This is a genomic window from Phaeacidiphilus oryzae TH49 (genome assembly GCF_000744815.1).
GTDB classification, from domain to species: Bacteria; Actinomycetota; Actinomycetes; order Streptomycetales; family Streptomycetaceae; genus Phaeacidiphilus; species Phaeacidiphilus oryzae.
This window is the reverse complement of the sequence record NZ_JQMQ01000004.1, coordinates 132,361-155,718: the sequence shown is the minus strand read 5'-3', so window position 1 is coordinate 155,718 and position 23,358 is coordinate 132,361. Positions and strand designations below refer to the sequence as shown.

Below are 23,358 nucleotides of genomic sequence, written 5' to 3'. Positions count from 1 at the left end.
ACGCTCGGGAAGGTACAGAACTGAACTCAGTACAGCTAGCCCTTAGGCAAAAATCCGTGGTCAGAACTGAGTCTATCGAAGAGGATTCGATTCAGAATCGCGCCCATCGGCCCGGTCAGCACGCGGCTCACCGAGCTCCTCAAGGACCTCGTCGCCCTTGCGCGCCGCAGGCACCCAACCCCCGAGCGTCGACCGCGCCCGCAGGACTGAGGGCTTCCGGGGCGGGGGCTTCTTCGGTATCCCAAGAACATGCAGCTCAACGGCGCCCTAGTCCGACTCATAGCGAAGTACGAGATGACCCCCGTCGCAGCCGGAACCAGCGCATATTGTGAAAGTGATGCTCGCCGGAAAAGCGGTTGACGCCCGTCCGCGTCCGCCGGTCGGATGACACCCCATGAGCACAGGCCACATGCATCCCGGCGCACATCCCATCGACGACGATCTTGTGCGGCGGCTGATCGCCGGGCAGTTCCCTCAGTGGGCAGGGCTGGCGGTGGAGCGGTTTCCGTCCGGCGGGACGGTCAACGCTATGTACCGGCTGGGCAATGACATGGTCGTACGGCTTCCGATGGTGAAGGGCGGAGCCAACGACGTAGTACTGGAACGGACGTGGTTGCCCCGGCTCGCACTCCACCTGCCCACACCCATCCCCGAGGTGCTCGGGAATGGGCAGCCCGCCGAGGGGTATCCCTGGCCGTGGTCGGTGTACCGGTGGCTCAAGGGAAAGAATCCCGAGGCGGGGAGCCTGAGCCGACCTGTCCTGCTGGCCAAGGATCTGGCCCTTTTTGTGACAGCGATGCGGAGCATCACCCTGCCGGGTGCACCGCAGGCCCATCGCGGCGGACCGGTCGCCTCCCTCGATGCGGATACTCGGGCTGCGATCGAGGAGCTGCGTGGGCTCCCGCAGGAGGGTATCGACTGCGGCGCTGCCGCCGCCGTTTGGGAGGAGGCACTGCGGGCCCCGGGCTGGGACGGCCCGCCGGTGTGGCTGCATGCCGACCTCATGCCGGGCAACTTGCTGGTGGACGGGGGCAGGCTGACCTCGGTAATCGACTTCGGGTGCCTGGGCATAGGCGATCCGGCGTGCGATCTGTTCCCGGCGTGGAATCTGCTGCCGGCCGATGCGAGGGAGATCTTCCGCGAGGCGCTGGGCGCGGACGACGCGACCTGGATTCGAGGACGGGGACGGACGCTCTCGCAAGCGCTGATCGCGCTGCCGTACTACCGGAGGACGAATCCGGCGATGGCGCGCAATGCCCGGCACGTGATCCGGGCGGTGCTCGACGAAGGCTGAACGGTGAGCAGCCCGAACTTGACCGAGGCATTCCGGGGGCTCCATCACCCGACCCCACCATATGATTCCTTAGGGCGACGACAAGGCCGTTGGGAGCACGGAGGGTCTCCTGAAGACGCTGGAGTGCCTCTTCGGCCACAGCCAACAGGTGTGCGGCAACGGCGATCCAACGCAATCGTTGCGAATCAAGTAGCCGCAACAGGTCCGCGGGGGGCCACTGGACGGCTTTCTCAGTCGGCCTCGGGGCGGGCGGTGGCGAGGGCCTTGAGGACGTTCGAGGCCTCAAGTCACTCGTCGTGCGGGGCCATGTTGCCGAAGTACCGCGACGGATGCGGCTGGCCAGGGGTCATCTGGACCAGGGATGGGCCGAGTTGGGAGGCCTGGCGGTACGGCTCCTTTGCTCTTCGCCGACGCCGTATCCATACTGCTCAGCACCGTAGCGACCCGAACGCTTTCGATCGGGTAGTCGGCCTCAAGGAGCATGCGCACCGAGATGCGGAGTAACAATCGGAGAGCCGTCACTGCTCGGCAACGGATGCGCCCCGAAGGGCGCGGCACTTCGATTACTTGAACAATAGCGTTCTCGATATGAAATCAGAGAGCCGGGCTGCGGTCTCCTGCGTGCTGGCGAGAGCTGTGGCGCCGGTCAGCAGTAGTGCCAAGCGTACGGCACGTTATGAGGGATCAAACGGGGTCCAGGGAGTGCCGCTCCGAGGGCGAGAAGGACGAATCCGGACAGGAGGCGAGCGACCAGTCCTGGCAGCTTACCCGCTGCTCTCTCGATTTCCTCATGCGTGGCGAGTCCCGACAAGTCGCCGCGGGCCACCAAGACCCTCATGCGTACGAGTTCATCGGCAACACGAGCCACATCGTCAGGCGAAGTGGCGCGAGCTACTCGGAGCTTCATGCTCCGGATTTCGTCCGCCGCCACCAATGCATCAGCGCGCAACGCCCGGCGGACGGCTCGATCAGCGATGGCGAGATCGATCCTGCCGCGGGCCGCCTCCTGGAAAGCGCCGTAGTCGGCCGTGCGGTCGATGCGCCACATCTTGCTGCCGCTCTGGCACAGGAAGCGACGGGGCAGGCTGCATCGGCACCCCGAGCGCCCGCCCGATCAAGCTGAACGACTGCCCCTCGCGCCAGCGTCTCCAGAGGTGGCGAAAGCCCCCTCCCATGGACCTGTGCCTCCACGGTGACATGATCACCCGGGGATGGTGCGTTGATCATTTGAGGGTGCCATGGCTTCTTGAAGCCTCGGGTTGCCGCGAAGGTCGTGGCGCCTGCCGGCGGTCGCCCCCGGACCGATCGGCGGTCGAGGAAGGGCCGGCCCGCTCCTCGCGCACGCTCGGTGCGGCGGTCGGCAGCAACTCGAGGACCACCCGCCCACTGCGCCCCGGGCCGCAAATCCGTCCGCGGGTCGCCGGCGGACGGCGCGCCAGGTCCAACGGGACGAACCCACGAGCAGACATGAGCCCGCCCGAATCTAACTGCCAGCTCGCCCAAAGCGCAGGTGACGCCCTATTAGGTCACGGCGGGATGGCGGCCATGTCTCCGGTTTATAACAGTAGGTTTGAGGCCCCGGGGCGGGTTTCGCGCGCCCTGGGGCGCTTGATAAAACTGCGCTGCGAGCCTCTCGATTCGATCCGAAAACCGAAGGTCGCTCCTCCTCGTTTTACCCCCTCACCCTCCTTCGTGCGTCTGACCTTCGTGGTTCGAGAGGACTGCCGATGCGCGTCGCCACGCGTGTCCCCGTCGCCTTGCCCGCCCTCTTCTCCGCGGGCTATCTGGCCGCCTACCTGCTACCCACACTCACCGGTCGGCTGGCTGCCGACTTCCACCTGACGACCACTCAATCCGGCGCCTCCGGAAGCCTTCTGCTTCTCGGGTCGGCCTCCGCCGGCCTGCTGCTCGCCGCACGCGGCGGCACCCTCGGCACGGTGCTCGGCAGGCGTCGCCGACCGATCGGCGCGATCGGCACCGCGCGGCTCGGACTGGTGCTCGTCGCCCTTGGCTTCGGTCTCGTCGCGGCGCTGCCGGGCTCCGGCTCCGGAGCGGACCGCGGCGGGTGGCTCACTGCCGCGGCGCTCCTTGGTTGCGTGCTCGGCGGCGTCGGCTCCGGTACGGCCGTCGCCATCGCCGGGGTCCGCACGGCCGGCAGTGGAGACCCCCACCGAGCCTCCGTCCTCGGCCTGTTGACTACCTGCGGCCTCGCCGCGACCCTCTACGTCGCCCTGCCCCGGATCCCGGGCGGCCACCACACCGCCTTCGCGGCCGTCGCACTGTGGGCGCTGGCGGTGCTCCCGCTTACCACCCGCCTCGCCTCCGTGCCCGGTAACACAATCCCGGTCACTGTCCCCGCCCGTCACCCTGCCCCCGACTCACGTCTGCCGCACCGGATCTGGGGCGGCGTCCTCACTGGGGCGATGCTGTGCTGGTCCCTGGCGCAGAACGCGCTATGGGGGGTCAGCGATCGGATCGGCGGCGAGCGCGCCGGACTCGACGATGCCCAGCTCGGCCTGGTCTTTGCGGTCGCCCTGCTGGCCGGACTGATCGGAGTGGTGGCGGCAGCGGCGATCGGCCCGCGCTTGGGCCACGCGGCGCCTGTCGGTGTCGGCACGGCGGTCATCGCCGGCTCTGTCCTCCTCACCGCGACCGCGCGTGGGGCCGACACCTTCACCGTCGGCGAGGTGCTCTGGAACGCCGTCTATCCGGCGGTGCTGAGCTATCTGATGGGACTTGCGGCCTCCTTCGACGCACGCGGCCGGTGGGCGGTACTGGTCGGCTCCGCGTCCTCGCTCGGCACGGCCTGCGGGCCGCTGGCCGGCACGACGCTGGCCGCGGCGGCGGGCTTCCCCGGGATGGGCGCGGCGCTTGCCGCGCTGCTCCTTGTCCTCGCCGCGCCGCTCGCCCTGACGGCGACCCGAGTCCACGCCTCCACCACCTTCACCCTCGTCAGCCTCTCCGACACACCCACCCCCGCCCCTGAGCTCGCCCCCCAAGACACGACAGAAGCCTGCTAACCCACCTACGGCGAGCCAGCCCACTTGGCGTGGCGGGCCCCGTGTCCCATCAGGGGCATGCCCGGATCGACGCATCGAGGACCGGCCCATCCTCGCGCGCGTACGCTGCCAGCTCAGCCGTCGATCCGCGTTGTGCAGCCTCGTACTCGGCTCCTGAATGATGAGCCACGAGACGGAGCAGACAGGGGCACCGAGCGGCTCCGGATGCCGCGCACCGTCGAGGGGATGGAAGCCTGTCCGCCGTAGCTCGGTCCGGGTGACGATGGCCGGTTTCGACCTGGCGGAGAGCCGTCAGGCGGCCGTGCCCTTCAGCGCCAGCAGGCTCTCGGCCGTGTCGACGATGGTGTCCTCGATCGGCCGTGGGGACCAGCCCAGCATCCGCTGCGCCTTCTCCGAGGTGGCGTCGAAGTTTCTGCCCAGCTGCGGGCGCAGAATGCGCAGCCCCGGGCTGACCCGCGCGAGCGCTCGTGCCGTCCATACCGGTAGCTCGCGGGTGGGTACCTTGGCTGCGCGATCGCCTAGGCGGTGGCGCAGGATCGCCGCGATCTCGCGGACCCACAGGCTGTGCCCGGAGATCGCGAGGAACCGTTCTCCGGCCGCGGCCGGATCGACCATGGCGCGCAGGTGCAGGTCGGCCACGTCGCGCACGTCCACGTACCCCATCGCGAATTTCGGCAGGGCGGGGAGATCCCCGTCCAGCATCCGCTGGACCAGGCCCAGCGACGGCGAGTAGTCGGAGCCGAGGACCGGCCCGAACACGCCGACGGGGTTCACCACCGCCAGTTCGATACCGCCGTGCTCGGCGACGAACTCCCAGGCCGCCTTCTCCGCGAGGGTCTTGGACTTCTGGTACGGCGCGATACCGGCGTCCACGTTGCTCCAGTCCTCCTCGGTGAACACCCGCGACTTCTCGGGGTGTCCCATCCCGACCGCCCCGAACGCCGAGGTCAGAACAACCCGTTTGACTCCGGCCTCGCGAGCGGCCCGCAGAACGCGCAACACGCCGTCCCGAGCGGGCACGACCATCTCGTCGTCGTTGCGGGGCAGGCTGGTCAGGGTGGGCGAGGCGACGTGGAGCACGTAGTCGCAGCCCTCGACCGCTTCGCGCCAGCCGGCGTCCTGCTGCAGGTCCGCTTGCAACACGGTCAGCGGCGCGTCCTCGGACGCACCTCCGGCGCGCAGCATGGCCCGCACCGCAGGCTCCTTCCTCAGATCGCGCACGGTGGTGCGTACGGTGTGACCGTTCGCCAGCAGTGCGAGGACGCACCAGCTGCCGATGTATCCCGAGCCGCCCGTGACCAGTACTTCAGGCATGAATTGACCTCACAAACATCTCAACGGCGAAAAACGTGACAGTGGACCGGTATCGGCGTCGGCCCTGCCCGGGACTGTCAGCCGACGGCGACCGGCCGGCGGGGTGACGTCGACGTCTGCCGACCGGCCATCAGGCCGCTGCCGAGCAGAACGTGGCCGACCATGATCGGGTAGATCACGGCGCGTTCGAACATCCCGATGTTCCAGGCCCAGCCGGTGAGCACGTCGGCCATGAACACCGGGAACGCGACCAGGCCGGCGATGCCCAGCACGATGCTCGCGATCCGGCGGCCGCGCCCGAGACCGATTCGGGCGCCACCTGCGCCGACGACGATGGCCATGGCGTTGCCGGCGAGCATCACGCCCTGAGCGCCGAACTCGTGGAACGCGATCAGGCCGTTCGCGACGTCCGCGTTGGAGCCCTGGAAGATTCCCACGAGGGACACGCCGATGCCGGACACGGTCGCCAGCACGACGATCGCGATCGGCCGCGCGCCCTGGCGGAGATCGAAGGTCAGCAGCGCGCCGACGATCAGCAGGCTGCCGTAGAGCACCCAGCCGATGTCCATGACCGCGCCGAGCGGGGAGTTTCCCACCTGCCCGAACGCGACCTGGCTCGGGCCGGTCAAGCCGAGGTGGCTGACCCAGTTGTAGAACGGCGAGTAGTGCGGGTGCTGCCAGGCCACCGCCGTGACGAGTTCGGCAGTCCACGACACCAGCGGGCCGACGAATATCAGGACCGCTCCGAGTCCGGCGGCCGCACCGGAACGGATGATCGACCTCACTTCAGTGCCATTCCCGGCACACGGGCGCGGATCGCGTCCAGTTCGGCCTCGTCGGAGACACCCTGCCAGTCATATCGCGGCGTGTACGGTGCGATCAGCGCGCGCACCTGCTCGTCGGTGAGCTCGATGTGCAAGGAGGCGATCGCGTCATCGATCTGCTCGATCGACCCGGCGCCGACCAGCGGGGCGGCGACCACCGGTTGGCGATGCAGCCAGGCCAGAGCGATCTGGGCGCGGCTGACGCCGTGCGCGTCGGCGACCTGCCCGACCGCGTCGATGATGGCGCGGTTGGACGCCTCTTCGGTGGGTGAGTAGAGGATGTCGGCGAATGCGCCGTCGGTCGCGGCCCGGGCGGTGGACTTCGCGTCGTCCCAGGCGCGGGCCAGGCGACCGCGGGCCAGCGGGCTCCAGATGATCGTGCCCACGCCCTCGTCCAGGCACAGCGGGATCATCTCGCGTTCTTCCTCGCGGGCGAGCAGGTTGTAGTGGTTCTGCATGGACACGAACCGCGCCCAGCCGTGCCGGCGTTGCAGGTGCAGGGCCTTGGCGAACTCCCACGCCGGCATCGACGAGGCGCCGAGGTAGCGCACCTTGCCCGCCTTGACCAGGTCGCTGAGGGCTTCGAGGGTCTCCTCCAGCGGAGTCGCGTGGTCGTTGCGGTGCACCTGGTACAGGTCGATGTAGTCGGTGCCCAGCCGGCGCAGCGAGTGCTCCACCTCGGTCATGATCGCCTTGCGGGACAGGCCCCGGCCGTTGGGGCCGGGACGCATCGGGTGCCGCAGCTTGGTGGCGATCACCACGGCGTCGCGGTCGGCGAAGTCCCTCAGCGCGCGGCCGAGGATCTCCTCGCTGGAGCCGTTGGAGTACATGTTCGCGGTGTCGAAGAAGTTGATGCCGACCTCGAGGGCGTGCTTGATCAGCGGACGCGCCTCGGCTTCGCCGAGGGACCAGACGGGGTGACCGCGGTCGGGTTCGCCGTAGGTCATCGCACCGATCGCGATGGGCGAGACGTCCAGGCCGGTGGTGCCGAGCTTCACGTAGCGCACGGGGGTTCTCCTGCGAGAAGATACTTGCGGAGGATTCTCCGCAAGTACTCGCCAAACTAGCGGAGGATTGTCCGCAAGTCAAAGGTGGGGCATCATCGAGACATGACCGACGAGACCCCGAGCACCTACGGCACCCAGCGCAAGGCCGCCGCGCGCAACCGGGTCGCGATCATCGAGGCCGCCCACGAGCTGTTCGCGGACAACCCGCTCGTGCCGCTGAGCGAGGTCGCCAAGCGCGCCGGCGTGGGCGCCGGCACGCTCTACCGCCACTTCCCCACGCGTGACGACCTGATCCTGGCCGCCTACGAGCACGACATCGAGCGGCTGACCATCACCGCCGACGAGGTGCTCGCCCGGCACACGTCGGCCAAGGCCGCGTTCGTGGAGTGGTTCGAGACGTTGTCGGCCTACATACGGATCAAGCACGGACTCGGCGACGCGCTGCACAGCGCCGCGGCGCAGGACGTGATCAGCGCCTCGTGGGCGCCGACCACGGCCGCGGTGGCGAAACTGGTCGACGCCTGCGTGGCCGAAGGCACCATCGCGCCCGGACACGACCCCGCCGACATCATCATGCTGATGAGCTTCCTGTGGCGCGTCGCGAACAACGACGACGGCGTGGCGCAGGGACGGCGGTTGATCGCGGCCGTGTTCTCCGGGCTGAAGGACGCGCCCCAGCCGATGTGAGCGCCGATCCGACCGGGGCCCCACGCGAGCCCCGGCCGTGGCGCGCCATGGGATCCCCGACCGGCACGGGTGCCGATGTGACCGCCCCGGGGCCGAGACGGAAATGCAGCGTGCGATCCCTGTTCGCCGGTCAACGCGCCGTCGTGCTGACCGCGATCGCCTCGATCCAGCGATGAAACCGCACCGCGTGCTCGAACGTCGCGGTCAGGAGTCGAGGGTATTGGGGAGGGCTTGCCAAGCGGGGGCGAAGCGGGCGGCGGTCAGGTGCTCGCGGAGTCGCCCTGCAGGGCCTGCGTCATGTGATCGAAGTCTTCCAGGAGCGCGGTCAGGCGGTGGTCGGGGATGGCCTGGATCATGCGGGCTTCGATGGCGTAGACATCGGCCTGGGCCGCGTGCAGGCGGCGTCGGCCCTCGTCGGTGAGGGTGGCCGGGCGGGCGCGTCCGGTGGCGACGGTGTCCGGGCGGGTGAGCAGGCCGTCGTCCTGGAGGGTGCGCAGGACCACGTTCATGGACTGGCGGGTGACGAAGGTGGCACGGGCGAGCTCGGCGTTGGACAGGCCGGGGCGCGCGGCGAGTACCTCCAGACAGGAGTACTGCGGCACGGTCAGCGCGTGGGTGCGCAGCGCCCGGTCCATCGCGCCACGCAGAGCGGCGTGGGTCTGCTTGAGCCGGTAGCCCACATGGCCGAGTACGTCTTCGGCCGGGTGGGGCGGTTCGGCTGGCACGCTGTCCTTCTTGTCCATACTTTGATACCTCCGGGGGGTGGGCCTACCGTAAGTATGTCAAGGTATTGACATCAGGTTGAGGAGCACCCCATGTCTGCCGGCATCGACGGGCCCGACTTCGTGGCCCTGCAGGTCCGTGACGTAGAAGCCGCCGCCGAGTTCTTCGAGAAGCACCTCGGCCTCACCCGTAACTCCGCCTCGCCTCCCGGCGCGGTCGTCTTCGACACCAAGCCCTGCCCGTTCGCGGTGCGCCCGCCGCTGCCGGGCACCGACCTGGACACCGGCCGCCCCGGCCTCGGCGTCGCCCTGTGGTTCTCCACCCCCGACGCCCAGGTCCTGCACGACCAGCTCTCCGCAGCCGGGATCGCCATCCTCACCCCTGTCACCGCCAGCCCGTTCGGCCCGATGTTCTCCTTCACCGGCCCCGAGGGCTACGTCCTGACCGCCCACGGAGGCTGAGCCGTGCCGACCGCCTCCTTCACCCCCCGAGGGCCGTTCTCGCTGGCCGCGTCCATCCGGTATCTGGAGGGCTTCACCCCGGCCTCCTACGACCACGCGGGCGACGACGTGCTCCGCATGGCCTTCCCCGCCGACGACGCCCACCACGTCATCGGCTGCGCCCTGCGCCAGAAGGCGGCGGCCGGCCGACCCGCGGCAGTCCACGCGGAGTTCACCCTCCACTCCGATGACAGCCCGGCGCCCACCGCGGCCACCGCGGCCCAGGACGCTGCGCGGGCCCAGATCGCGCGCATCCTGTCCCTGGACGTCGACGGCACCGGCTTCCCGGCCCTCGCCGAACACGACCGTGTCGTGGCGAGCCTGCAGGCGGACTACCCCGGCCTGAGGCCCGTCTGCTTCTACTCGCCCTACGAAGCTGCTGCCTGGACCGTCATCGGCAACCGCATCCGCAGGACCCAGGCCGCCGCCATCAAGGCGCGCATCGCTCGCGACCACGGCCAGGCGATCGACGTCGCGGGCCAGAACGTCAGCGCGTTCCCGACCCCGGCCGTGCTGCGAACCCTGGAGCACATACCGGGGCTGACCGAGATCAAGATCGAACGCCTGCACGCGATCGCCGAAGCCGCGCCGGAGGGACGCCTGGACGCCGCCGCACTGCGCGCACAGGAACCCGAGCAAGCCCTCCAGGACCTGCAACAACTGCCGGGCATCGGTCCCTTCTCCGCCGAACTCATCCTCATCCGCGGCGCCGGACACCCCGACGTCTTCCCCACGGCGGAACCCCGCGTGCACCGCGCCATGGCCACCGAGTACCGCCTCGGCGACGAGGCCGCCGACGATCACGGCAGGCTCGCTGGGATCGCCGAGGACTGGTGCCCGTACCGCAGTTGGGTCGCGCTCCTCCTCCGCGTCCGCGCACAGGACCAAGTCACGGAGCATCACGGCCGCTCCTCGCATCGCGAACACCACGGAGAGCAGCCTCACTCCGCGTAGACGATCCGGCCGCGATCGGGGAAACCAGGTGGTCGTGGCGGGAGGGCTTGCCAGGCGTGTCGCGGCCCCGGGCAAGCAGCGGCACCGCTGCCGCGGGCTCCCTCGCGGCCGGAGTATCCGTGTCCGGCGATGCGTGCGGCGCCGGCCCCGAGTTCGTCGGCATTGTCGAGGACCCGCCTCTAGCCGGTGTAGCTGTCCTGCGGCGGGGTTGGACGCGTCGCGGCCCGCCGAGGGTGAACACCGTGCCGCTTACCACGACACCGACGCGCCGCGCTCGCTATGCGCTCAACTGCGAAGATCCGTCAAGCCCTCGACCAGGCCGGTCGTTGGTCGGCCGATGAGCCGGGAAAGATCGTCGCCGACGCGGGCGAATGCGCCGGCGGCGATGGTCTCGTCGAGGCCCACGAGGAAGCTCGCCAGCTCGTCGTTCATGCCGGCACTGGTGAGTATCACCCGCAACTCGCCTGGAGTGACAGGGCGGTAGGCGACAGGGCGCTCCAGTACGACAGACATCGCTTCGGCAACATCGTCGTAGGTGAAGTCGGTGTCGCCCGAGAGGCTGTAGGTGACGTTGTCGTGCCCGTTGGTGGTGAGAACGACGGCCAATGCCTCGGCCAGGTCCTTCCGGCCGGCTGCCGCGACGACGGCGTCACCGGTCGCCGCGGCAAGAACGCCGGAGTGGCGGGGGCCTTCCAGTGCCTGGAGGTAGTTCTCGATGTACCAGGTGTTCCGCAGGATCGTGTAGGTCACGCCGGATGCGACGAGAGCGTGCTCTGTCGCCCTGTGGTCCCGGTTGATCTCGAACCGGTCGTCGTCGGCTCGGACTCCGCTGGTGTAGTAGACGTGTCGGACATTCGCCTGCTTCGCAGCGGCGATGACCGACTCGTGCTGGGCAAGGCGATTCGGGTCCCTGCCCGATATCAACACGATGTCGGAGTGTCCAGCAACCAGTGCTGCGGCGGCTGCCGAATCCGACAGATCGACGGCAGCCGTCCCGAACCCGGCAGAGGCGAGTTCCTTGAGCCGCGATCGATTCCTGCCGACCGCAGTGATCGTTCCGGGAGCGACTCCGCGGGCGACGAGCCCGTCCAGGACGTGACCACCGAGGGATCCGGTGGCCCCGAAGACGAGGATCGTCGCTTCAGACACGGTCATGGAGAGTCACCTGGTAGCCGTCGAGGTCGGCGAAGGTGAACGTCCGGCCGAAGGGGCCGTCGATCGGCGCGGAGACGATGGTGTGACCGTCGGCCACGAGAGCATCGTGAATGGCCTGGACGTCGGTGGCGTGGAGCCAGACCGCGACGCCGATGCCGGGCTGTGCGACCGATGCGAGATCGGTGCCGGGAACGATGTCGCGCAGTGCGAACGCGATCGGCTTCGTCTCGAAGACGACCGCGTGAGGAGGTCCGGCCGGTGAGCGGACCAGGCCGAGGTACTGCTCGTAGAACGCCTGCGAAGCGTCGAGATCACGTACTTGCAGCGAGACGAAGTCGGGACCGGTGACGGACATGGTGATACTCCTTCTCTTCATGTCAGCTTCCTGACACCATCCAGTATGTCAGAATACTGACATGGGTCAAAACGGTGGCGGCGTCGACTTGGACATGTCGCTGGGCTACCTACCGAAAGAGGCGCCGAGCGCCCTGCGCGCGGCGATGGAGGAAGTGCTGCGGCCGCACGGTGTTGCGCTTGTCGCCGCGGGGCAGCAGGCGTGAGTCGCGGCGCAGACCGAGCGCGAGGGGCGTGGCGGGGACCGTGCAGGACAGGGCCAGCGCGGGGAAGCCCCGGAGGGGGCCGGCGGCGAACCGTGAGGCGACCCGTACCCCGAGCAGTACGCCGATGTAGATGCCGGCTCGGCCGAGCGCGGAGAACACACCGCGCCGCTCCACGGGCGTGCGGTCGGCGATGATCGCGGTGAGCGGCGCGGCGAACATCGAGTAGAAGATCTGCACCCCGCAGCAGGCGGGCAGAATCAGCGGAAAGCGCCGGCGAGGATCCATGCCGCGCCGGACGCGATCCCCACCAGGATGGTGAAGATCATCGAGGATTGGGGGAAGGTCAAGGATGTCGCGCCGGCGCTCCCCGCAGCACCGGTCACGGCAGCGATCGGCGGCGCGGGGCTCAGTAGCGCGCCGCGATCTGGCGGAGGGGGCGGCCCGCGGCTCTTTGGAGGGTGGCCATCTCCTCCTCGTCGGCGTAGGTCTTGTCGAGTTCCCGGACCTCGATGACGTAGCGGGCGAAGCCGGCGGGGAGCCGGTAGACCAGATCGTTCAGGGTGGTCGCTACGCCGCAGCACTCGGTCCGCACCGAGAGATCGGTGAAGCCGGTCTCGGCGGCGGCGTCCATGCGGTCCTGCCACCAGGAGTCGTCGATCGGCGCGCCGCAGCCGGGGCAGGAGACGCTCTCGAACCAGGCGCCCTGGTCCACGAATCCGACCTCGCCCCGGTCGCCGGCGGTGACCTCGGAGCTTCGTTTCGCGAACAACTCGCCGGCGATGAGCGCGAGTTGTTCCGCGGTCGACTCGTCCGGCACCCAGTCCGGAATATCCGGGATGATCCGCAGGTAATTCGAGCTCATGCAGGTCCCCATCTCTCGCGGGTCTTCGACGGCCGTGGGGATCGCCGGTGGCGGCGGACGGCGCGCGTCCGCCGCCACCGGCGATCCGGCTCTGCTAGGGCTTCACAACCCAGTCAATCATGTTCCTCCCGGCCACGTTGTTCGTCTGAAGGAGGTTCTTCATGGCGTCCACGAAGTCCTGGCTGGCCGAGGTCCAGCGCAGGTTGAGGCCGTATTTCTGAGCGACGGCGATCTGGCTCTTGGCCTCGTTCAGCAGCGCCGTCTTGCCCTGCCACCAGGACTTGAACTGGCCGTCCTTGACGAACTGCGCGTACTGGTCCTTGGCCTCCAGGATGGTCTGGCTCTGGCTGTCCCAGCCGTCCACCTGCACGCCGTCGATCTCGTACTCGCGATCGCGGGTGACGCCGGTGACCTTCTCCTGGTACTCCCAGGAGCTGTTGCTGCCGCCGCCGCGGTTCACCTGGACCCACTCGCCCGGGCCGTTGTCCGTGTCGCCCACCCGCGGGGTGCGCAGGTTGTTCCCTCCGGAGGAGGAGCCGCCCCCGCCTCCGCCCGAGGAGCCGCCGCCCGAGGTCCCGCCGGTCGCGACCGAGTACAGCAGGCCCCACAGGCCGCCGGCGGCCGCCCCGCCGGCCGCGGCCGAGCCGATGCTGACCCCGCCGCCGGCCGCCAGCGCTCCGCCGCCGGCGATGGCGAGTTCACCGGCGCCGCAGGGTTCAGCGATGACACACGCGACGGTGCCCACCACGGCCGCGCCCATGAGGGCGCCCGCGCCGATGTTCTTCCAGGTGTCGCTGGACCAGGAGACCGGGTTCCACCAGGAGTGGCCGTCCAGCTCGATGTTGGAGACGGGGTTGCCCGCGGCGAAGGCGTAGCGGTTGCCGGTGTAGGGGTCGGTGGTCATCGCCGTGTCGGCGAGCGCTCCCTCGTACATGTCGCGGGTGAGGAAGCTGTTGAGGTTCGGGGCGTAGTTCCGGAACCCCATGTCGTAGTTGCCGGTGGTGCCGTCGATCCGGTCGGCGTTGTACCGGTAGACGTTGTACGGGTCGGCCGCGGTGGTGCCGGTGGCGCCGGAGCCGGTGTTCTTGTCGACGCCGGTGTCCTGGCTGGTGTCGTCCTGGCCGTAGGCGGTGTACCCGTAGGTGGCCTTGGTGTCGCCGTTGGCCGAGGTGATGGCCTGGACGTTGGAGTGCGGGTCGTAGCTGTAGTAGCTGGGGGTCTCGGTGCCGTCGGTGTTGTGGACGATCTGGTCGAGCCGCTCACCGGTCGGCGCGTACTGGTAGGTCTTCTTGACCGTCCCGCCGACCGACTCGCTCACCATCGAGTTGGAGGTGGCCAGGTACTCGTAGTCGGTGGTCTTGGCGCCGCTGGTGCCGGCGTTGGCGGTCTGGGAGGTGGTGCGGCCGAACGGGTCGTAGGTGTAGTCCGTGGTCACCTGGCCGGAGCCGGTGTCCTTCATCTCCGAGGAGACCTTGTCGAACCCGTCGTAGGTGTAGCGGTCGAGGACGGTCCCGAGCGCGGTGACCGTGTCGGTGCGGCCGAAGGGGTCGTAGTTGTAGTCCTCGGTCACGCCGCCGCTGGTGGCGGAGAGCAGCCGGTCGCGGTCGTAGACCTTGGTGGTCGTGGTTCCGCCGACGGTCTGCGAGGTGGTGTTGCCGGCCAGGTCGTAGGTGTAGCTCTGGTTGTCGTGGCCGTCGGAGTTGGTGACGGTCTGGACCTGGTCGCGCGGGGTGTAGGTGTAGTCGGCGGTGCGGTTGAGGTCGGTGCTGCTGTCGTCGGCGCTCTGGGTGACCGAGACGTCCTTGGTGCGGTTGCCGTTGGGGTCGTAGGTCAGGGCGTGCGAGGCGACCAGGGTGCCGCCCGAGGTCTTCTCGACCTGGGAGGCCAGGGAGTCGTCCAGGTTGTACCCGTAGGTGACGACGTTTCCGTTGCCCTCGGTCTCCGTCTTGATCTTGCCGCTGGGCGTGTAGGTGTAGCCGGTGGTCTTCCCGGTGTCCCCGGAGGTCTCCTTGTTGACCGCCTGGGTGAGGAGGTTGCGCGCGTCGTAGCTGTAGGAGGCCGTGGAGGCGTCGTACGCCATGGTCAGCGCGTCGGAGTCGGCGTTGTAGGTGAACGCCGTGGTGTGCTTGACCGCGCCGGACGCCTCCTCCTGGAGCTGCTTCTCCCGGCCGTCCTGGTCCCAGGTGTAGGCGTAGGTGTCGTACTGCGCGTTCGGCGAGGCGTCGTCGACCTGGGCGGTGTGCCCGTCGGGGTCGTAGGTGTAGCTGAAGGACTGCGGCTTGGGCTGGGTGTCCGCCGAGTTGTCGCGGACGATCTTGACGGCGTCCGCGGTGACGGCGCCGCCGGAGTTCTCCGCCAGGCTCACCTTCTGCCCGGAGCCGTTCTGGGTGAAGGAGTACGAGCCGAGCGAGACCCAGGTCCCGGTGTTGGCGGTCTGGTCGGCGGTCTTGGTCGCCGAGCCGCCGCTGGAGTCGATCGTGTAGGACGCGTTGGTGGCCGCGCCGCTCACCTTGGGGTACTCGACGTAGACGGTGTAGTCGCCGTCCTCGGGGATGGTCAGGTTCCAGGTGAAGGCGTCGGTCCCGGAGCCGGCGGCGTGGGTCTGGTAGTCGTAGCCCTCGTAGCCGGTGCCGGCGGCGCTGGAGGAGCTCCAGGTTCCGGTGGCCGCGGTGCTCTGGGTGTCGGAGTCGTCGACCAGCTCGACGTCCAGGCCGACCGGGATGCCGTTGTCGGTGTGCGACTCGAGGGTGCCGTCGGGGTAGTAGGTCCAGGCCTGGGTCCGGGAGGAGGAGCCGCCGGCGGAGGTCAGGGTGCGGGCGGTCTGCAGACCCAGCGCGTCGTAGTCGTAGGAGGTGGTGATGGACCAGGGGTCGGTGGACTGCTTGGTCCACCCGTTGTCGAAGTAGGAGTACTTGGTGACCGCCTTGGCGGTGCTGCCCCCGGAGGGGGGCGCGGTGACCTGCTGGAGGCGGCCGGCCGGGTCGTAGGCGTAGTCGGTCTCGGGGGCGGTGCCGTAGGTGGAGTCGTTGGGGTTGTCCGCGCCGAAGACCTTCGACTTGCGGTTGTCCGCGTCGTAGGCGGTCGTGGTGGTGTAGGCGCCGCTGATGCCGGAGGCCACGCCGCGCGGGGTGATCACCGAGGTCTGGTTGCCGACCTGGTCGTAGGTGTACTGCGTGGTGTCGTAGACGACCGACCCGGAAGAGTCGGTGGTGTGCGGCACCTGCTGCTGGACCAGCTTGCCGTTCTGGTCGTAGCCGTACTCGGTGGTGTTGCCGTTGGCGTCCGTGGTCGAGGACTTCAGGCCGTCCACGTCGTAGGCGGTCTTGACCACGGCGCCGGTCGCGTCCGTGGTGGAGATCCGCCGGTGGTCCACGTCGTAGCCGTACTTGGCCAGGAAGCCGGTGGTGTTCTGCTGGAGCGGGTCGATCGTCTCGGCGACGTTGCCGACGTTGTCGTAGGCGGTGGTGGTGACGTTGCCCAGCGGGTCGGTGACGGTGGTCTTCTCGTTGTCCGCGTCGTAGCCGAACTTCGTGGTGTAGCTGCCCGCCGCGGCGCCGGAGACGTTGCCGTCCGGCGAGGTCTGCGCGGTCAGGTTCCCCACGTCGTCATAGCTGTAGGTGAGGGTGCGGGCCGGCGGGGTCGACGCGGAGCTGTTGGCCGGCAGCGTCTTCGAGGCCACCTCGTCGTTCTCGTCGTACGAGGTCGTGGTGACCGCGCCGTTGGGGGCGGTGGACTGGGTGACGTTGTCGTTGGCGTCGTACACCGGGGCGGGGGTGGTGATGTACACCCCGCTCGCCTGGTCCTTGGGCACCTTCTTCGTCGTCGGACGGCCGAAGGTGTCGTAGCCGTAGGTCGAGGTGTGCTGCAACGGGTCCGTGGTGGAGGTGACGTTGCCGCGCACGTCGTAGACCGTGGCGGTGGCGTTGCCCAGCGGGTCCGTGGTGGTCTTCGGATAGCCGGTGGGGTCGTAGTCCGCGTACTGGGTGGTGTGCTGGTTCGCGTCGGTGACGGAGGTCAGCTCGCCGAGGGAGTCGTAGCCGTAGGCGGTGGTGTAGCCGGAGCCGGCGGCCACGCCGGCGGGCTTCTGGACGCTGGTCAGGTTGCCGTCGGCGTCGTAGCCGAACTTCCACTGCCGCCCGGCCGGGGTGACCTTGCTGGTCAGGTCGGCGATATGGCCGCCCAGCGAGGTCTGGTAGCCGTAGGTCGTCGCCGCGGTGCCGTTCTGGTTCGCTACGGCGTCCTTGTAGGTGAGCGGGTCACCGGTGTTCTGGTCGTAGGTCCAGGTCGCCTCGGACCCGTTGTTCCCCACCAGGCTCGTGACGTTGTCGTCGGCGTCCCAGCCGAGCTGGGTCTTGCGTCCGAGCGGGTCCACGGCCTGCAGCAGCCGGCCGTAGCCGTCCAACTGGTAGGTGTAGGCGTGGCTGTTGGCGTCGGTGACCGTGGTCTGGACGGTGGCGCCGGTGACGGTTCCGGGCTCGGTGTACGCGAAGCCGGTGGTCTTGCCGCGGCGGTCGGTGACCGACTCGGTCCACCAGTGGACCTTGGGGTCGGTGACCGGGTCGTAGTAGGTCAGCTGGGTGGGGTGCCCGCGCGGGTCGGTGACCTTGACCAGCTTGACGTTCTTCATCCCCTGGGTGGCGTCGTAGGAGAACGTGAACGTCTTGGCGGCGGTACTGCCCGCGCCGTCGACCAGTTGGGCGAGGAGGCCGTTGCTGGTGTAGAGGAAGTCGATGGTGCGGCCGGAGATGTCGGTGACCGACTTGACGTGGTCGATGATGTTCGGGTCGGTCAGATTGGTGCCGGTCTGCACCGCTCCGGTGGAGTCGACGTACTGGTAGGTGTCGCCCTTCTGGAAGTAGGCGACGTTCAGGGTCTGCCGGCCGGCCGCGTCGGTGATGTAGGTGAGGAACTCCTCCGGCTTGTTCTCCGACTTCCGCGAGGTGTAGGTGAAGTCGGTCTCGTTGCCGTTCCTGTCCACCACCGAGGTCGGGAAGCCCTCGCAGTCGTAGAAGAACTGCGTGCGGTCGGGCTTGGTCATCACCCAGGCGCGGGCGTTGGTCACCTGCGGCCCGCAACTGGCCAGCTGCTGGAGGTACAGGTGGACGCCGGCCGGGGCGTCCCACACGCCCGCGCTCGAGTCCCAGCTGAAGGTGTGGCTGGTGCCGTCACCGTCGGTGAAGGTCACCTCGGTGGGGTTGGGGTTGGGATGGAAGTCCAGCGGGGTGCCCAGCCGCGTCGGCGTGGACAGCTGCACCGACCAGCCGAAGCCCGTCGTGGAGTCGGTGGTGTCCAGCGAGTTGTAGGACATCCGGGCGAAGGTGGCGAACCCGCGGGACGGGTTGGAGAAGGCGTTGTAGTTCCACACCGTGTTGCCCGAGGAGGCGTTGGTGTAGAGCGCCGAACCGGCACCGGTCGCGGTGGTCGTGTACTGGTAGAAGCTCTCCAGGCCCAGCTGGTTGTTGCCGGCGGTGTTCACGTGGACCGCCTGCGCCAGCGAGCCCACCCCGTTGGCGGCCTGCGACAGATAGGTGCCGGTGGAGGTGTTCTCCATGTCCCAGGAGAGGGTGTAGGCCTCCTTGGCGTTGTTGTCACTCGGGGTGGGCGGCGTCACCTGCGCCTGCAGGGTCTGCTGTCCGCCCGGCGCCAGGTCCGAGGAGAGGGCCGTGGTGTCCTGGTTGCCCGCGGAGGTGACGTCCGTGCCGTCCGGCAGCGTCCAGTGGTAGGTCAGCTTCTCGTTCGAGGCGGACCACGCGGTCGAGGTGGTGTTGTTGACCGTCACCGGCACCGTGTACGTGCTGCCCGGCACCATCTTGGCCGGGGTGGTCGGCGCGTAGTAGGTGTCCGCGGCCGACGGGTCGGTGTAGGTGACCACCAGGGTCGGCGACAACCGCGGCTCGGCGGTGGCGGTCCCCGCGAAGATCGTGCGCTCCTGGGGGCTGCCGGCGGACTCGGCGGCCAGCTTCACCTCCAGGCCGTCGTTCGCCGCCGTCCCGTTGATCCAGGACTGCACGATCGAGGTGGTGTCGAAGGAGCGCCGGTTGGGGTCGTCGGTGAAGCCCGAGAGGGTGCCGTCCGCGCTGGACTGGATGTCGCCTCCGGGCGCGGTCCAGGCCGTGGAGGAGGCGGCGTTGTTCCAGGTGGCCTGGGACTGGGTGAAGGGCCGGGTCAGCGCGTGCACCTCGTAGGAGGCGCCGCTGCTGCCGGTGGTGGTCTCCATCTCCCAGAGGTGCAGCTCCGCGTCCACCACCTTCGCCCCGGACGGGACGGAGGAGGGCAGCGCACCGAAGTTCACCACCGCCCGGGTGGTTCCGTACGTCCCCGAGTCGTCACCGACCTCCAGCCACGGCTGCTGCAACCCCGAGTCGCTCAGGGTGTTCAGCACCGTGGTGGGCTCGGCCGAGGACAGGGTCGTCGCCGCGCCGCCGCGCTGGACGACCGTGGTCTGGCCCGCCTGGGGCAGCGCCACCAGCTGCACCTGACCGGGGATCACGGCCCCGTTCTTGGTCTTGACCGCGACCATGTAGTAGTACGCGTGCGGGCTGCCCGCCCCCGCCGGCGTGGGCTGCGCGGTGGTGTCGGTGAAGCTGGTGGTGCCCGCCGCCACCGGGGCGATCTCGGTGTTCGGGGACGGCAGGAAGTCCTGGTACCAGCAGCGGTACACCTGGTACTCGGCGATGTCGTTGCCCGGGTCGCCGGTGGTGTTCGCATACGCGGGCCAGGACAGCTCCGCCCCCGTGCCGTGGATCACCGTCGGCGGGTTCACGCTCACGCCGGGGACGCCGTAGGTCAGCGTGAGCTGCGGGTAGTTAGCGGTCTCGCCGGAGTAGGCGTAGATGCTGCCCTCGTACCGCGGGCCGCCCTGACCGAGGGTGGACTCGTCCTTCGCCTTGACCACGAACCCGTTGTCGGCAGTGGTGCCGTTCAGCCAGCTCTGCACCGTCGAGGTCACCGGGAAGGAGTTCCACACTCCTCGTACCCCGGCCTTCTTGGTGGCGGAGCCGGCCAGTGCCCCGGTCAGGCCGCTGGCGCTGTTCCACGTCGCGGTGGTGGGGTCCCACGCACCGGTGGCCGCATGCGCCTCCAGGGACACATTGTTCAGCCCGGTGGTGAAGTACTGGTCGTAGTACAGGTTCAGGGAGGCCGAGGTCAGCGTGGTGCCCGAGGGAAGGGCGGGCATCGGGAACCTGATCAGCGCCCGCGAGGCGCCGGTGGTCGTGGTGCCGACCGACAGCCGCCAGCTGGAGACGAGGTTGGTGGTCGGCTCGTCGGCGCCGATCATCACGTTCGCGGCGGTCGACGGCGTCGGGGCGTCCACGATCGTCGGATCGATCCGCACCGGGTACTGCCGGGCCGGTGAGCGCAGCCAGGAGGCGTCAGGACGCACCGTCAGATGCACGGTCCCGGTGCGCGGGTCCCAGCGCATGACCTGGGAGACCTTGGCGGAGAACGCCGTGCCGTAGGGGGAGGACGCCTGCGCCCTGGAGTCGCTCATGTAGGGGGCGGGGATCACGAACACCGGCTGGTGCGCCTCGGGGGTGACGAAGGCGATCGCCCCGTCCTTGCGCTGCACCGGCAGGTACCCGTCGGCCTTCACCGTGAAGTCGAAGACCGGGCTCGCGCCCGGGGCGGGGGCCCGGGTGAGGGTGATGTCCTCACGCACCCCGCCCGCGCCGACACGGTAGGACAGGCCCGCGCCGCCCGGCAGTGCCCCGGGGTAACTCACCGTGTCGCCGTCGACCTTGGGCGCGACGGACTTGGCCCCCGGCGCGCCCATCTCCACAGAGCCGGAGCCCTGCTCAAGGCGCAGCAGCGAAGAGGGGGTGCGGGAGAAGTAGGTGCGGAAGGTGTTGTGCACCGCGCCCAGCGAGTATCCGTCGTGCGAGGCGGGGGCCACCGCGGTGGAGATGTCCTGCCAGGCGCCGTGGGCGTCGCGGTAGTGCACCGGGCCGGCGGAGACGACCTGCTGGGTGCGTCCGTCCGACAGCCGGTAGAGGGAGGTGTTCGCGGTGCGTCGCGAGGTCAGCTCCGCTGTCCGATGGGCGTGCGGGTCCGTCTTCGGCGGATGCGTCGTCGCTCTGCCGCTCGGCGGGTGCCACCCGACCTGGGTGGTCTTCGCCGCGGGGCGTTTCGAGGTCCCGAACCAGCCGAACGGGTCCCACCAGTCATGGCCGCCCGAACCGTGCATGGTGTCGGCGCTCAGCGGCGCCCGGGTATGCGCTGCGGCGAACGCCGCACTGGGGGTCCCGACCAGCACCAGCGCCACGACCGACAAGAGCGCTGCCCACCGCCGCAGTCGACGCATCACACGACACCCTTCGCTCCGCTCGAACGGACACGGGAGCTCAACCTCCCGCCACCCTCTACAACGGGATCGGGTGCGAAAGCATCACGCAGCCCCCGCGAGCGCTCCAGACACAGGCGTGACACAGCTCACAAAGAGGAGGCACATTGGCCGGATTCGCGCACGAATGCCCACCGGTTCGGCCGCCACCGCGTCGACGGCCGACTGAATACCCCTACTGGCAGCGGGATCTGACGCTGTATAACTCGATGCCGTCCACCTCTGCGCGACCCCCGCCCGGCCTCCGCCGCAGGAGCGCACGGGCCGCGCGACTCGACCCGAAGGGTGACCGCCATGCTCAGCCACCCGGCAAGACGATTAGCCTGCGCAGCGTCGGTCGCCGTGGTCGGCAGGGCACGTGGCATCGCATTCGGCATCGGAGACCGGCGACTCACCGGCTGCCACGCGCAAGGCGCGAACGGCCGAGCCGAGCGCGGGGTCCCGGCCGGCACCGCGGACACCGGTCGATGACCCGCCGGACGCCCGCCGCCGTCCCGGCTGCCGTTCCCGCCGCCGTCCCGGCTGCCGTTCCCGCCGCCGTCTCCTCCGACCTTCTCCTCACCACGGCCATCCACCAGGCCCAGCACGGGGACGAAGCCGCCTTCACCGCGGTCTACCGCACCTTGCAGCCGCGCATCCTCAACTACGTCCGCGCGCTGGTCGGCGAGACCGACGCCGAAGACGTCGCCGCCGAGGCCTGGGCGGCCATCATCCGCGCACTCCCCCGCTTCCGCGGTGAAGCGGACGGCTTCCGCGGCTGGACGGCGACCATCGCCCGCAACCACGCCACCGACCACATCCGCCGGCGCCGCCCGGCCCTCCTCATGCCCCCGGAGGACCTGCCGCATCGGCACGCCGCGGACGCCCCCGACACCGAGGCCCTCGACCGACTGGCCACCACCGCGGCCCTCGGCCACCTCGCCCGGCTGCCCGCCGACCAGGCACAGGCCGTCCTGCTGCGGGTGGTCATGGGCCTCGACGCCGCGACCGCCGGCCGCGTGCTGAACAAGACCCCCAACGCCGTGCGCAACTGCGCCCACCGGGGCCTGCGCAGCCTCTCCCGCCTCCTCGGACCGGCGCCGGGGCTCGCGGCAGCGGGGGCGGGGGCGGGGGCGGACTCGGACTCGGGCGCGGGCGCCAGTCAACCGGCTCTCGTCAACGCCTCTTCTGGCAACGCCGGATGAGCCCCTGCGGCCGCGGCCCCGATCGACGACGGCGGTGGCCGGCGGTGGCGGTGGCCGACGGTGGCGGGCCAGATCAGCCGCGCGCCCCCGAAGGAGGGGTCGTCCTTCGGGGCGCGCGGTGGGGGTTCCGGCTCAGGCGTTGTAGCCGCCGTGGGCGTCCAGGACGGCGCCCGTGACGTACGACGCGGCGGGGCTCGCGAGAAAGGCGATCGCCGCGGCGATCTCGTCGGGGTGGCCCACGCGCCGCAGGGACAGCGAGCTCACCAGGGCCTTGAGAGTCTCGGGGTCCGGCGGTTGCATGCCGCCCTCCATCAGTCCGGCCTCCACGACGTTGGCCGTGATGTCCCGGGGCCCGAGGTCCCGGGCGACGCCCATGGTGTATCGCTCGATTCCTGATTTGGTCGCCGCGTAGTCGGCGAGACCGGGGGCGCCGACCCTGGAGCCCAGCCCGGAACTCACCGTGATGATCCGCCCGCTGGCGCGCAGCACTCGGGAGGCGGCCCTGATGAGGGCGATCACGCCGAGGTAGTTGGTGGCGTGCATCCGGTCCAGCGCGGCGGTGTCGGCGTCCGGGTCGTCCACCCTGCGGCCCTGCTCCACCGAGATCGCCGCGTTGTTGACCAGGATGTCCAGGCCGCCGAAGTGCGCGACCACGTCGCCGACCAAGGCAGCCGCCCGCGTCGTGTCGGCCTGGTCGGACCTGAGGGCGACGACGTTCCCGCCCTTGCCGCGCACCTCCTCGACGACGGCCTGCGCCTGGTCCTCGGAGCTGACATAGGTGAAGGCGACGTCGGCGCCCTGCTCGGCCAGCAGCCTTACGGTCGCCGCCCCCAGTCCGCGCGATCCGCCGGTGACCAGGGCGACCTTGCCCGTCAGTGGCTTGCTCATTCTTCTCTCCTCGCCGGTCGGCGCTGTTCAACGGTCGAAACCATA

15 protein-coding genes and 1 pseudogene are annotated in these 23,358 nt (G+C 69.5%); 7 read left to right on the top strand and 9 right to left on the bottom strand.

Annotated features, from left to right (window positions below; genetic code table 11):
* Positions 1-394 precede the first annotated feature (394 nt).
* Positions 395-1,294: an aminoglycoside phosphotransferase family protein gene (locus BS73_RS00850; protein ID WP_200886607.1), complete on the top strand. Its 900-nt coding sequence runs from the start codon at positions 395-397 to the stop codon at positions 1,292-1,294.
* A gap of 1,727 nt (positions 1,295-3,021) precedes the next feature.
* Positions 3,022-4,314 (top strand): hypothetical protein, encoded by a 1,293-nt coding sequence (locus BS73_RS00845; protein ID WP_037568497.1) that lies wholly within the window; start codon positions 3,022-3,024, stop codon positions 4,312-4,314.
* Between the two features lie 291 nt (positions 4,315-4,605).
* Here the strand turns inward: BS73_RS00845 and BS73_RS00840 are convergent, their stop codons facing one another.
* From BS73_RS00840 to BS73_RS00830, 3 genes are all read right to left on the bottom strand, one after another.
* Positions 4,606-5,628, bottom strand: a complete 1,023-nt coding sequence (locus BS73_RS00840) for an SDR family oxidoreductase (protein ID WP_037568495.1) — start codon at positions 5,626-5,628, stop codon at positions 4,606-4,608.
* A gap of 77 nt (positions 5,629-5,705) precedes the next feature.
* Positions 5,706-6,413, bottom strand: a complete 708-nt coding sequence (locus tag BS73_RS35700; protein WP_084703669.1) for a DUF998 domain-containing protein — start codon at positions 6,411-6,413, stop codon at positions 5,706-5,708.
* A complete protein-coding gene (locus BS73_RS00830) occupies positions 6,410-7,459 on the bottom strand; it encodes an aldo/keto reductase (protein ID WP_037568494.1) in 1,050 nt (349 codons plus the stop codon). Before BS73_RS00830 ends, BS73_RS35700 begins: the two co-directional genes overlap by 4 nt.
* 102 nt (positions 7,460-7,561) lie before the next feature.
* Between BS73_RS00830 and BS73_RS00825 the strand changes: the two genes are divergently transcribed.
* A complete protein-coding gene (locus BS73_RS00825) occupies positions 7,562-8,146 on the top strand; it encodes a TetR/AcrR family transcriptional regulator (RefSeq protein ID WP_037568492.1) in 585 nt (194 codons plus the stop codon).
* 260 nt (positions 8,147-8,406) lie between these two features.
* Here BS73_RS00825 and BS73_RS00820 read toward each other — a convergent pair whose 3' ends face one another.
* A complete protein-coding gene (locus BS73_RS00820; RefSeq protein WP_037568490.1) occupies positions 8,407-8,889 on the bottom strand; it encodes a MarR family winged helix-turn-helix transcriptional regulator in 483 nt (160 codons plus the stop codon).
* 72 nt (positions 8,890-8,961) lie between these two features.
* Here BS73_RS00820 and BS73_RS00815 point away from each other — a divergent pair, with 72 nt between their 5' ends.
* Both BS73_RS00815 and BS73_RS00810 read left to right on the top strand, forming a co-directional pair.
* On the top strand, positions 8,962-9,330 hold the full coding sequence (locus BS73_RS00815) for a VOC family protein (protein WP_037568488.1): 369 nt from the start codon (positions 8,962-8,964) through the stop codon (positions 9,328-9,330).
* Positions 9,331-9,333: 3 nt separating this feature from the next.
* On the top strand, positions 9,334-10,323 hold the full coding sequence (locus BS73_RS00810) for a DNA-3-methyladenine glycosylase family protein (protein WP_051938982.1): 990 nt from the start codon (positions 9,334-9,336) through the stop codon (positions 10,321-10,323).
* 285 nt (positions 10,324-10,608) lie between these two features.
* Here the strand turns inward: BS73_RS00810 and BS73_RS00805 are convergent, their stop codons facing one another.
* Both BS73_RS00805 and BS73_RS00800 read right to left on the bottom strand, forming a co-directional pair.
* Positions 10,609-11,478 carry an NAD(P)H-binding protein gene (locus BS73_RS00805; RefSeq protein ID WP_037568487.1) on the bottom strand — a complete coding sequence of 290 codons (870 nt, stop codon included), beginning with the start codon at positions 11,476-11,478 and terminating at the stop codon, positions 10,609-10,611.
* A complete protein-coding gene (locus BS73_RS00800; RefSeq protein ID WP_037568486.1) occupies positions 11,465-11,833 on the bottom strand; it encodes a VOC family protein in 369 nt (122 codons plus the stop codon). Before BS73_RS00800 ends, BS73_RS00805 begins: the two co-directional genes overlap by 14 nt.
* Before the next feature lie 61 nt (positions 11,834-11,894).
* Here BS73_RS00800 and BS73_RS39060 point away from each other — a divergent pair.
* A pseudogene (locus BS73_RS39060) lies at positions 11,895-12,014 on the top strand (MarR family transcriptional regulator); the annotation flags it as partial.
* Between the two features lie 430 nt (positions 12,015-12,444).
* On the opposite strand, the gene BS73_RS00790 reads toward BS73_RS39060, so the two are convergent.
* Together BS73_RS00790 and BS73_RS40235 are read right to left on the bottom strand one after the other, a co-directional pair.
* The gene (locus tag BS73_RS00790) at positions 12,445-12,900 is read right to left on the bottom strand and encodes a hypothetical protein (RefSeq protein ID WP_152617466.1); all 456 of its coding nucleotides are present in this window, start codon (positions 12,898-12,900) and stop codon (positions 12,445-12,447) included.
* Between the two features lie 94 nt (positions 12,901-12,994).
* Positions 12,995-21,163, bottom strand: a complete 8,169-nt coding sequence (locus BS73_RS40235; protein ID WP_265736847.1) for a DNRLRE domain-containing protein — start codon at positions 21,161-21,163, stop codon at positions 12,995-12,997.
* 545 nt (positions 21,164-21,708) lie between these two features.
* On the opposite strand from BS73_RS40235, the gene BS73_RS00780 reads away from it, so the two are divergent.
* Positions 21,709-22,425: an RNA polymerase sigma factor gene (locus BS73_RS00780; RefSeq protein WP_051938975.1), complete on the top strand. Its 717-nt coding sequence runs from the start codon at positions 21,709-21,711 to the stop codon at positions 22,423-22,425.
* Between the two features lie 132 nt (positions 22,426-22,557).
* Here BS73_RS00780 and BS73_RS00775 read toward each other — a convergent pair whose 3' ends face one another.
* Positions 22,558-23,313 (bottom strand): SDR family NAD(P)-dependent oxidoreductase, encoded by a 756-nt coding sequence (locus BS73_RS00775; protein ID WP_037568484.1) that lies wholly within the window; start codon positions 23,311-23,313, stop codon positions 22,558-22,560.
* Positions 23,314-23,358: the final 45 nt, after the last annotated feature.

Bases quoted from the DNA above. Each gene is read 5' to 3' on its own strand.
- BS73_RS00850 (WP_200886607.1), top strand. From the start codon at position 395: ATGAGCACAGGCCACATGCATCCCGGCGCACATCCCATCGACGACGAT.
- BS73_RS00845 (WP_037568497.1), top strand. From the start codon at position 3,022: ATGCGCGTCGCCACGCGTGTCCCCGTCGCCTTGCCCGCCCTCTTCTCC.
- BS73_RS00840 (WP_037568495.1), bottom strand. From the start codon at position 5,628: ATGCCTGAAGTACTGGTCACGGGCGGCTCGGGATACATCGGCAGCTGG.
- BS73_RS00825 (WP_037568492.1), top strand. From the start codon at position 7,562: ATGACCGACGAGACCCCGAGCACCTACGGCACCCAGCGCAAGGCCGCC.
- BS73_RS00820 (WP_037568490.1), bottom strand. From the start codon at position 8,889: ATGGACAAGAAGGACAGCGTGCCAGCCGAACCGCCCCACCCGGCCGAA.
- BS73_RS00815 (WP_037568488.1), top strand. From the start codon at position 8,962: ATGTCTGCCGGCATCGACGGGCCCGACTTCGTGGCCCTGCAGGTCCGT.
- BS73_RS00805 (WP_037568487.1), bottom strand. From the start codon at position 11,478: ATGACCGTGTCTGAAGCGACGATCCTCGTCTTCGGGGCCACCGGATCC.
- BS73_RS00800 (WP_037568486.1), bottom strand. From the start codon at position 11,833: ATGTCCGTCACCGGTCCCGACTTCGTCTCGCTGCAAGTACGTGATCTC.
- BS73_RS00790 (WP_152617466.1), bottom strand. From the start codon at position 12,900: ATGAGCTCGAATTACCTGCGGATCATCCCGGATATTCCGGACTGGGTG.
- BS73_RS00780 (WP_051938975.1), top strand. From the start codon at position 21,709: ATGACCCGCCGGACGCCCGCCGCCGTCCCGGCTGCCGTTCCCGCCGCC.
- BS73_RS00775 (WP_037568484.1), bottom strand. From the start codon at position 23,313: ATGAGCAAGCCACTGACGGGCAAGGTCGCCCTGGTCACCGGCGGATCG.